This is a genomic window from Streptomyces sp. NPDC006798 (genome assembly GCF_040635975.1).
In the GTDB taxonomy this organism is placed as follows: Bacteria; Actinomycetota; Actinomycetes; order Streptomycetales; family Streptomycetaceae; genus Streptomyces.
Window position 1 is genome coordinate 86177 of the sequence record NZ_JBEYIS010000031.1, and the last position, 9146, is coordinate 95322.

The 9146-nt window shown below is 73.9% G+C and carries 5 protein-coding genes; 2 read left to right on the forward strand and 3 right to left on the reverse strand.

Going from position 1 to position 9146, the window contains the following annotated elements:
• Positions 1-48: 48 nt before the first annotated feature.
• Complete coding sequence (locus ABZ714_RS21620; RefSeq protein WP_358826904.1) at positions 49-786, reverse strand: class I SAM-dependent methyltransferase; 738 nt, start codon at positions 784-786, stop codon at positions 49-51.
• Positions 787-1377: 591 nt separating this feature from the next.
• Positions 1378-1617 (reverse strand): acyl carrier protein, encoded by a 240-nt coding sequence (locus ABZ714_RS21625; RefSeq protein WP_358826912.1) that lies wholly within the window; start codon positions 1615-1617, stop codon positions 1378-1380.
• A gap of 137 nt (positions 1618-1754) precedes the next feature.
• Between ABZ714_RS21625 and ABZ714_RS21630 the strand changes: the two genes are divergently transcribed.
• The gene (locus ABZ714_RS21630) at positions 1755-3416 is read left to right on the forward strand and encodes an AMP-binding protein (RefSeq protein WP_358826905.1); all 1662 of its coding nucleotides are present in this window, start codon (positions 1755-1757) and stop codon (positions 3414-3416) included.
• A gap of 508 nt (positions 3417-3924) precedes the next feature.
• Positions 3925-5130 (forward strand): cytochrome P450, encoded by a 1206-nt coding sequence (locus tag ABZ714_RS21635; protein ID WP_358826906.1) that lies wholly within the window; start codon positions 3925-3927, stop codon positions 5128-5130.
• A gap of 596 nt (positions 5131-5726) precedes the next feature.
• Here ABZ714_RS21635 and ABZ714_RS21640 read toward each other — a convergent pair.
• On the reverse strand, positions 5727-9146 hold a 3420-nt coding region (locus ABZ714_RS21640), incomplete at its 5' end, for an SDR family NAD(P)-dependent oxidoreductase (RefSeq protein WP_358826907.1).

Here is a 9146-nt window from a genome sequence, read left to right on the forward strand (position 1 = left end):
GCCGGTCGGATGTGCTGGGCCCCGCCGCCGGAGCGGACGGGGCCGGGGTCAGGACGTGCGGACGCCGACGAAGACGCCCCGGTCGGCGTATCCGTCGGCCAGGTACTCGACGGTGCAGCCGCTCGCGACGAAGGCCGCCTCGTACTCGTCGCGGGAGAACAGCGCGAGGTCCTGCTGGTTGACGAAGTGCCGGACGGCCCCGTCGGGACCGGCGACCAGGTAGTGCATCTCGACCTGGCTGCGGTCGCCGCTGGTGTACCAGCGGCCCATCCGGGAGACCGTGGCCCGGTCGCCGCTGAACTGCGCCTGGACGAGGTCGCCGCCGTTCCAGCGCTCCCGCAGGATCCACGGCTCGATCACCAGTACCCCGCCGGGGGCCAGATGGGCGGCCATGGCGCCGACGGCCGCGTCGAGGTCGTCGGTACCGCCGAGATAGCCGATGGAGCTGAAGAGACAGCTGACGGCGTCGAAGCTGCGGCCGAGGTCGAACTTCCGCATATCGCCCTGGTGGACGGGGACGTCGCCGAGTTTCGCGGCGGCCACCCGCAGCATGGGTTCGGCGAGGTCGAGCCCCTCGACGTCGAAGACCCGGCCCAGATGGACCAGATGCTCCCCGGTGCCGCAGGCCACGTCCAGCAGGGTGCGGGCGGCGGGCCGGCGCTCGTGCACCAGCTGCCGTAAGCGCTCCGTCTCCAGCCGGTAGTCGCGGTGCCCCCGGTAGACGTCGTCGTAGATCTCCGCGAAGTTCTCCTGGTAGATGGTCTCTGCGGATCGTGCTGCGGCCAAGACGGAATCACCTGTTCTGTACGTGGACCGCGCGGGCCCGGCGGCTGGACGGGGCGCCGGGAACGCGACGGTGGCGCGCCGGACCGCCCCGCGGGCGCCGGCCGGGATACAGGGGGCGGGCGCCGGGCGGATGACGGCGGTCGGACGCGGGCGGCGGACATCGGTGAAACGCGCTACCGGGCGGGCGGCCCGCCGGGCGGACGGGGAACCCGTACCCATCCCGTGGAACACGGAACGTGAATTGCCGGACACGCGGTACGGATACGCGAATGGATCTGGATCTGGGTCTGGATCTGGCATACGGCGGACACGCGAAGAATGACGCGAAACGGCGGCGGGGGAATCGCACGGACCCGTACGGCCGATGCGGCAGGGGGCCCGGATATCCGGCCCGGCCGACGCACCGCGGTCCCCCGTGGAATCAGGGAATCCGGGAATCCGGGAAACCCCCGACGGCCCGCATCCTAGGGCCGGTCACGGCCCGCATTTCAACCCCTAAGGGCTGTCCCGGGGTCCGCGGACGGGGGCGGGCGGCGGCCGGACGACGGCCGCGCCCCGGGGCGCGCGGCTCCGGCCAGGCGAGGGCGCGGGTCAGACGCGGGCCGCGGCCAGCGCGTCCCACAGCGTGCCGGGGGTCTCGAAGGTCTCGGGGCGCAGCGCCTCGTCGTCCAGCCGGACGTCGTACTCCTTCTCCAGTACGGAAAGCAGCTCGACCATCGCGATCGAGTCCAGGCCGACATCGCGCAGCCGGATGTTCTCGCGTACTTCCTGGCCTTCCGCCAGGTACGGCAGGAAACGCCTGAGCACTTCCTCGAACCGGTCGTCCCACATAGGTGCCACCCCTTCGGTGTTACCGGGAATTAAGGGTTGTCAGAACGGCTTGGGAAGCCGAAGGTCGAGGCCCGAGCCTACTTGTCGATTCGCACTTTCTCGACGGCCCGCACCCCCTATTCCCATGGAGGACGAGCATGGACGACACCATGGATCACGGGCTGCACGCCCGGTTCCTGCGCGGGCTGTCGACGGCGCCCGACGGCGCCGCGGTGAGGATCGGTACGGAGAGCGTCTCCTACCGGGAACTGCACCGGACGGCGCTGCGCTGGGCGGGCGCGCTGACCGCCGCGGGCGCCCGGTCCGTCGGCGTCCTGGCGGGCAAGAGCGCCACCGGCTACGCGGGGATCCTGGCCGTCCTGTACGCGGGGGCGGCCGTGGTGCCGCTGCGGCCCGACTTCCCGGCGGCCAGGACCCGGGAGATCCTGCGGGCGTCCGGCGCGGACGCGGTCGTCGTAGACGGGGCCGGGCTGCCGGTACTGGCCGACGCCCTGGCAGGCGGCGGGGACGTCCCAGTGGACTTCCCCGTACTGGCGCCGGACCTGCCCGACACGCCGGACGGCGGGCTGCCCGCCGGAGTCGTACGGCTCGTACCGCGCCCCGAACCCGCCCTGCCGGAGCCGGTGCGGTGCAAGCCCGGCGATCCGGCGTATCTGCTGTTCACCTCGGGCTCCACCGGCCGCCCCAAGGGTGTGGTGATCACCCATGGCGCCACCGACCACTACTTCGGCCTGATGGAGCGCCGCTACGACTTCGGCCCGTCCGACGTCTTCTCGCAGGCGTTCGACCTCAACTTCGACTGCGCCGTCTTCGACCTGTTCTGCGCCTGGGGCGCGGGGGCGACCGTGGTACCCGTACCGCCGCCCGCTTACCGCGATCTGCCCGGCTTCATCGCCGCGCAGGGTGTCACCGTCTGGTTCTCCACGCCCAGTGTCATCGATCTGACCCGGCGGCTCGGCAGGCTCGGCAACGGCGCTGTCGATGGGGGCGGCGGGGGGACTGAAGGGGTCGGCGGGTCCCGGATGCCCGGGCTGCGCTGGAGCCTCTTCGCCGGTGAGGCCCTCAAGTGCCGTGACGCGCTGGACTGGCGGCGGGCCGCGCCCGGCGCGACGCTGGAGAACCTGTACGGCCCCACCGAGCTGACGATCACCGTCGCGGCGCACCGCTGGGACGACGAGGAGTCCCCCCGGGCCGCCGTCAACGGCCTCTCCCCCATCGGCGGGATCAACGACGGCCACGACTATCTGCTGCTCGGCCCCGACGACAAGCCCATAGACGGCGAGGACGGCGAGGACGGCGAGGACGCCGAGGGCGAGCTGTGGATCACCGGCCCCCAGCTGGCGGCGGGCTATCTCGACCCGGCCGACGAACACGGCCGGTTCGTGGAGCGCGAGGGCCGCCGCTGGTACCGCACCGGGGACCGGGTCCGCCGGACGCCCGGCGGCGGCCTGGTCTACGTCGGCCGGCTGGACTCCCAGCTCCAGGTGCACGGCTGGCGGGTCGAGCCGGCCGAGGTGGAGCACGCGGTACGGGCCTGCGGCACGGACGACGCGGTCGTCGTCGGCGTCGACACCCCCGGCGGCACCGAACTCGTCGCCTTCTACACCGGCACCCCCGTCGAACCCCGCGAACTGGTCCGGCGGCTCCGGGAGGTCGTCCCGGACGGGGTACTGCCCCGGCACTTCCGCCACCTCGACGCCTTCCCGCTCAACCCCAACCGCAAGACGGACCGGCTCCGGCTGACGGCCCTGGCCCGGGCGGAGTACGGGCCGCGGGCCGCGGGCGGCACGGCTGGTTAGGGCCTTTCTTCCGGATCAGGCGGGGTTAGTGAGCGGGGTCTGGTGCCGTGGATCGCAAGGCGGAGGAATGAGCCACTGCGGTGGGGGCACGCCCCCTGGGCTCCGCCCGGGAGGTGCCCCCACCCGCGCCGCCAGGCGCAGGGGGCCATGGGTGATTGACGACAACGCGGCGTGGGGGTACCTCCCGGGCCGCCGGGCCCAGGGGGAGCGGTGCCAGGGCACGCGAACCCCAGCAAGATCCGGAAGAAAGGCCCTAGGGGTGTCGGGGGCGGGAGGCGGCGGCTAGGTTGCCGTAACGGATCGCCCGCCGGGTGCGGCCTCAGGGCCGCCCGCCGCCCGCCGACGTTCGTCGCGACGGCGTCCGGTGCCCCGCGCGCCCTCCGATGCCCGGCGCGCGGGGCCCGGCGCGGCGTCCCCCCGGTACGTCCGTCTCTTCTGTCTTTCCGTCTCTTCCGTCGATCACCCGCCGATGTTTCGCCGGACGGCCCCTTCACCGAGGAGGACTCGTATGACCGTGCCACCGACGGTGCGCGACTATCCGTTCGAGATGGCGGACATCGGGGTCTCGCCGCTGTACGAGCGGCTCCGGCGCGAGGAGCCCATGAGCCGGGTCCGGCTGCCGTACGGGGAACCCTCCTGGCTCGCCGTCCGGCACGCCGACGTCAAACTGGTGATGACCGACCCCCGGTTCAGCCGGGAGATCGCCCAGGGGCTCGACCAGCCACGACTGCGCCGCCAGTCCACCGGCGACGGCATCATGGGCATGGACCCGCCGGACCACACCCGGCTCCGCAGGCTCGTCGGCAAGGCGTTCACCGCCCGCCGGATGAACCAGATGCGGGACGGCGTCCGGGGGCTCGCGGAAAGTCTCGTCGACGGGCTCGTCGCCAAACACGGCAAAGGCGAACCCGCCGATATCGTCGAGGACTTCGCCCGGCTGCTGCCGGTCAACGTCATCTGCGATCTGCTGGGTGTCCCGTTCGAGGATCGCCATGTCTTCCGCGTCTGGACGGAAGGCGTCACGAACGACGAGACCGCGAAAGCGGACGTCCTCTTCGACATCGGCGGCGAACTCGACGACTACATGGCCGCCCTCGTCGCCGAACGGCGCAAGGAACCCACCGACGATCTGCTGGGCGCCCTGGTCTTCGCCCGCGACAACGGCGACAAGCTCACCGACAACGAACTGATCGTGCTGGCGGGCGCGGGGCTGCTCACGGGCGGCGTCGAGACCGTCGCGGCGGCGCTGCCGAGCTTCGTCTACACCCTGCTCACCCGGCCCGGCCTGATGGAGCGGCTCCGGGCCGACCCGGGGCTGATGCCGACGGCCGTCGAGGAACTGCTGCGGTACGTGCCCATCAACACGGCCGCGATGTTCGCCAGGTACGCCCTGGAGGACGTCTGGGTCGGCGACACCCTGGTCCGTACCGGCGAACCGGTACTCGCGGCGCTGCACGCCGCGAACCGGGACCCGGAGGTCTTCGACGACCCGGAGACCATCGACCTGGCCCGGACCGACAACCCCCATGTCACCTTCGGCCACGGCCCGCACCACTGCATCGGCGCGCAGCTCGCCCGGATGGAGCTCCAGGAGTCCCTCACGGCACTGCTGACCCGGCTGCCGGAGATCCGCCTGGACGGCGGCGCGGAGGCGGTGGAGTGGAAGTTCGGCGTCATCGTCCGCGGGCCGGCGGCGCTGCGGATCACTTGGTGAGCGGTACGTATCCATGACCGCCGCGTGTTCCTGACCGCCGCGTCCCTGACCGGCGCCGCCTGAGGGGTCGTGGCCCCCGTGTCAGCCGCGATCGTCTCTTCTTGTGGGTGGTGGCCGGACGGCCGTCCCCGGGAATGCTTCCCGGGGACGGCCGTCTCTTGTTTCCGGGCCCCGGCTGCTGCGGTGATTGCCGGACCCACCCGGCACCCGTCCGCAGTATTCGGTCTGCGGACCGTCCGTGGCTGAGCGCGCGGTTCCGCCCCCTATGCCTTCGGCAATGGGGGGACCCGCAGCGCCACCTGGGTTGCCCTCCTCGTCGCCCTCGGATAGAGGCGGGCCCATCTTCAGGGGACGGCGCCGGGGAGAGCGTTTAGGGGCGCGGGGAACTGCGCGACCAGCCCACGACGGCGCGCGGTCGCCCGGCAGCATTCGCCCGGCCGGGCGGATGGCGCGGGCCTCACCCGGAGGGCCGAGGCGCTGAGGGTCCCCCCACCGCCGAAGAAAAAGGGGGCGGAACTGCGCGAGCACCCACGGACAGGGCCGCGGCCCGGCCGCCGCGAGGGGCGCCGGGCGCGGCCGGTCAATTGAAGTGGAGGCTAGTTCAGCTCACCGTCCAGGATGTCGAAGAGTTCGTCCGCCGTCGCCGAGGACAAGGCGTCGTCCTCTGGGCCCGGGTCCGACCAGCGGGCGGTGAGTTCGCGGAGGCGGGCGACGAGGGTGTCCAGGGTCGGGTCTCCCGGGGAGCCCGCGGTCAGGGTCCTTTCGATGGCGGCCAGCTCCGCGCCGAGCGGGGCCGATGTGGTGCCGGGGTCGGGGACGGCGAGCTGGTCGAGGAGGTGGGCGGCGATGGCCGCCGGGTTCGGGTAGTCGAAGACCAGGGTCGCGGGGAGCCTGATCCCGGCCTTGGCCGCGAGGCCGTTGCGGAGTTCGAGGGCGGCGAGGGAGTCGACGCCGAGTTCGTTGAAGCCGCGGCCGGGTTCGATGTCGCGGGCTCCGCCGTGGCCGAGGACCGCGGCGACCTCGGTTCGGACCAGCTCCAGCAGGAGCGGCCCCCGGTCGTCGGCGGGGAGCGCCCCGAGCCGGTCGGTGAGGGACTGTTCGGCGGCGGCCGGGGCGGCGGACGCGGCCGGGGCCGTACGCCTGGCGGGGGTACGGACCAGGGCCCGCAGCAGCGCCGGTACGGGTGTCCCGGCGCGGGCGACGGCGCCCGGGTCGAGCCGGAGCGGCAGGACGACGGGGTGGTCGAGGCCGACGGCGGTGTCGAGGAGGGCGAGCGCGTCGTCGGTGGGCAGGGCCCGGAGCCCGGCGCGGGCCATCCGTTCGATGTCGGTGTCCGTGAGGCGGCCCGCCATTCCGGCCCGTTCCTCCCACAGGCCCCAGGCGAGGGACGACGCGGGGAGGCCGAGGTCGCGGCGGTGGGCGGCGAGGGCGTCGAGGAAGCCGTTGGCGGCGGCGTAGTTGGACTGTCCGGCGCCGTCCCAGGTTCCGGCGGCGGAGGAGAAGAGGACGAACATCCGGAGTTCTCCGGCGAGTTCGTGGAGGTGCCAGGCGGCGTCGGCCTTGGGCCGGAGTACGGTGTCGAGCCGGTCGGGTGTCATGGTGGCGAGCAGTCCGTCGGCGACGACGCCCGCCGTGTGGACGATGCCGTCGACGGGGTGTTCGGCGAGGAGCCGGGCGACGGCGTCTCGGTCGGCGACATCGGCGGCGGCGATCACCACGTCCGCCCCGAGCCCGGCCAGTTCCGCCTTCAGTTCGACAGCGCCAGGGGCTTCGTCACCCCGGCGGCTGACCAGCACCAGCCGGGTGACCCCGTGCCGGACCACCAGATGCCGGGCCACCACCGCGCCCAGGCCGCCCGTACCGCCGGTGACCAGGACGGTGTCGCCGGTCTCCACGGGTTTGCGGGCGCCGGTCGCGGCGGTGAGCCTCGGGGCGTACACCAGGCCGTCGCGGTGGGCGGTCTCCGGTTCGCCGGAGGCGACGGCCGCCCGGAGCCAGCCCTGATCGCCGTCGGGGCCGTCGGGGCCGTCGGCGGCGCGGGCGAGCAGGATCCGGCCGGGGTGTTCGGCCTGGGCCGCCCGGACGAGTCCGGCGACGGCCCCGTCGACCAGCGGCGAGCCGGTTGTGACGAGGACCAGCCGGGCGGCGGCGCACCGCTCGTCGGCCAGCCATGCGGTGAGCAGGGCGAGTACGGCGGCCGTCGTGGCGCGGACCGCGTCCGGCGGGGCCGTGTCGGCGGCCGGGCGGGCGGGGGCGTGGACGACGACCGGGGGGACCGTTCCGGTGGCGAGGAGGGCCGCCAGGTCGGGGTAGGGGTCGGCGCCCGGGACGGCGAGGCCGCCGATGACGGCCCACCGCTCGGTGCCGGAGTCGGCCCGGCTCTCCGGCGACGGCAGGGGGGTCCAGTCGACGGTGTACAGGTCCCGGTGGCGTTCGGTGCCGCCGAGGGCGTCGGCCGGTACGGCGCGGGTGCGCAGGGCGTCGGCCGTGAGGACGGGTGCCCCGGCCGGGTCGGCGGCGTGGACGGCGTAGCCGCCTCCGGGCAGGGCCGTGAGCCGGACCCGCAGGGTCGTCGCGCCGGTCGCGGTCAGGCTGACGCCCCGCCAGGTGAACGGCATGGTCGGGGTGTTGTCGGCGGCGAACAGTTCGCCGGTGTGCAGGGCCGCGTCGAGCAGGGCCGGGTGGATGCCGTAGCCGTCGACGGCGGTCTCCTCGGGGAGCGCGACTTCGGCGTGGACCTCGTCCCCGTGCCGCCAGGCGGCGCGTACCCCGGCGAACAGCGGGCCGTAGCCGAAGCCCTGCTCGGCGAGGAGCCCGTAGAGCGCGTCGACGTCGACGGGTTCGGCGCCGGGCGGCGGCCAGGCACCGGAGTCGACGCCGGAGGTGGCAGGACCCTCGGGGGCGAGGACGCCCTCCGCGTGGCGGGTCCACTCCTCGGTGTGTTCGGCACGCCCGTACACGGTCAGCGGGCGGCGGCCGGTGGCGTCGGGCGGCCCGGCGACGACCTGGACGCGGACGGTGTCGCGGTCGGTGAGTACGAGCGGCGCCAGCAGGGTGAGCTCGTCCACGACGGGCCGGCCGGCCTCGTCCCCGGCCCGGATCGCCAGCTCCACGAAGGCGCTGGCGGGGACGGTGACGGTCCCGGCGAGGGTGTGCTCGGCGAGCCAGGGATGGTCGCGCAGGGAGAGCCGGCCGGTGAGGGTGACGGTCTCGCCGCCGGGCGCGGTCAGTACGGCGGCGAGCAGCGGGTGTCCGGCCGGGTCCTGCCCGGACGGGGCGCCGACACCGTCGGCGTTTCCGTACACCGGCTCCGTCCAGTAGCGGCGGCGCTGGAAGGGGTAGGTCGGCAGGACCAGGTCGCGGGCCTCGGGCCGGTCGGCGACGAGCCGGGGCCAGTCGAGGGTCCCGCCCCGGACCCAGATCCGGGCCAGCGCCTCGACCAGGGCGGCGGTCTCGTCGCGGTCCTTCCCGGCCAGCGGTACGAAGGCGGTGTCGTCGCCCTCCGCGCAGCCCGCGGCCATACCGGAGACGATCCGGTCGGGGCCGAGTTCCACGAAGGTGGTGACGCCCCTGGCCTCCATGCCCCGGACGGTGTCCATGAACCGGACGGCGTCCCGGATGTGGTCCACCCAGAACCCGGGCGAGGACACGTCCCCGGCCGCGACCACGGGAATCCTGGGCTGATGGAACGTCAGCCCCTCCGCCACCGTACGGAACTCCGCCAGCACCGGTTCCATCAGGGACGAGTGGAAGGCGTGGGAGACCGTCAGCCGGCGGGTCCGGCGCCCCAGCGCCTCGAACCCGGCCACCACCGCCAGTACCTCCTCCTCGACGCCCGACAGTACGACCGCTTCCGGCCCGTTGACGGCGCCGAGGGAGACTCCCCCGGCGAGCAGGGGCGCCACTTCGTCCTCCGCCGCTTCGACGGCGACCATCACACCGCCGGACGGGAGGGCGTCCATCAGCCCGCCCCGGGCCCGGACGAGTCGGCAGGCATCATCCAGCGACAGCACCCC